This window comes from Micromonospora sonneratiae (assembly GCF_042679305.1).
Classification (GTDB): domain Bacteria; phylum Actinomycetota; class Actinomycetes; order Mycobacteriales; family Micromonosporaceae; genus Micromonospora_H; species Micromonospora_H sonneratiae.
In genome coordinates, this window is sequence record NZ_JBHTMP010000159.1 from 1 (window position 1) to 1,390 (window position 1,390).

Below are 1,390 nucleotides of genomic sequence, written 5' to 3' on the forward strand. Positions count from 1 at the left end.
GGCGGAACCGGCGGACGCAGCGCCGTGGGCGGTGCGGCCCGGGGCGGGGCCGGTTGACGTGACGCGGGGCGTGCTCACTGCGGGACGCCGGCGGTGAAGCGCTGCCGTGACGGCGCCTGGAGCAGGGACAGGGCAATGCCGGCCCCACGGTTCGGCGCTGACTGTGGTACGGCGGCGTCCAGGGCTTGGGCCAGCGCGGCGACGTTGACCACCCCGGCCACCGGGCCGGACCGCATCGGCACCGCCACGGTGGTCACCTCCTGCCCGTTGGCGGACCGGACCGGCACCCGCCAACCCGTACCGCCGGGCTCCAACCCGAACTGGACGCTCTGCGGCGGCTCCTGCAACCAGACCAGGCGCGGTGTGCCGTGGAACACCGCCAGCAGCACGGCCGGGGACAGTCGCTGCAACCGCAGCAGTGGCACCACCAGTTCGGGCCGTTCGGCGGCCAGTTCGTCCGGGTCGACGCCCGGGGGCACGTCGGCGGGCAGGTCGCTGGTCCAGGCGCGGATCTGCATCGCGGGCCAGCCCGACACCAGCGCCGAGCGGAGCAGGAACCCGGTCACCGGTGCCACTGCGGCGGAGGCGACCCCGGCGAGTCCGGCGGTGTCCGGGTCGGCGGCACGGGCAGCGTTCTCGGCGCCGGCAGCGGCCTCGGCACGGGCGGCCGCCTCGGCGCGTTCCTCTGCGGCAAGTTCGGCCGCGAGTTCGGCGGCGACCGGGATGCTGATCCTGCCCCGCTGCACCTCGCGGACCAGCGGCAGGTGCTCGGCGACCGGGCTGTCGGTGCGGGGCAGCAGGGTCGCGGTCATCGCGCGTTCCCGGCTGCCGTCACCGCCGCCCACGGCGAGCGCCCCGGCACGGAGTCGGTCGAGCCACCCCCGGTCGAGCCGGAAGAAGCGGATCGACTCGGGCGGCAGCAGCCGCGCGTCCGGGACCAGATAGCGGAACGGTACGTCGTGCAGCAGGTCCCAGCGGGCCAGCACGTGCGCCACGTAGTCCGGCAGCGGGGGCTCGGTCGACTCGGCCACTGTGGCTGTCGCTGTGACTGTCGCGGTGGCGCGGGTCGCCACGACGGGCTGGCCGGGCGGGGCAGCGGACGCTGCCGCCGCCCGGCGGGTGTCGTCGGATCCGGCAACGGCCGACGGCGCGTCGCCGAGTACCGCGGCCAACCGCTGGGCCAGCAGCCGTCCCCCGGCCGACATCGTCTGCGTCATCACCGTTCCCCTTCGTCCGAGCTGATGGTGCGGGCGGCCTCCGCCGCCCCCGGCGGGGCCTGCCAGAGGTCGGCCCGGCCGGTGTGGGCGAACAACCGGTCGGCCAGTGCCTGGGCCAGCAGCGGCTGCGGTCGCCGCCCGTCGGTCTCCGGCAGGTCGGCCGGCGTGTACCC

General features: G+C 76.3%; 1 protein-coding gene. It reads right to left on the reverse strand.

The features are described 5' to 3' along the window. Nucleotides 1–74: 74 nt before the first annotated feature. Nucleotides 75–1,217 (reverse strand): hypothetical protein, encoded by a 1,143-nt coding sequence (locus ACFQ4H_RS34780; protein ID WP_377579526.1) that lies wholly within the window; start codon nt 1,215–1,217, stop codon nt 75–77. Between the last annotated feature and the right edge of the window lie 173 nt (nt 1,218–1,390).

Coding starts and splice junctions, on each gene's coding strand:
- ACFQ4H_RS34780 (WP_377579526.1), bottom strand. CDS start 1,217: ATGACGCAGACGATGTCGGCCGGGGGACGGCTGCTGGCCCAGCGGTTG.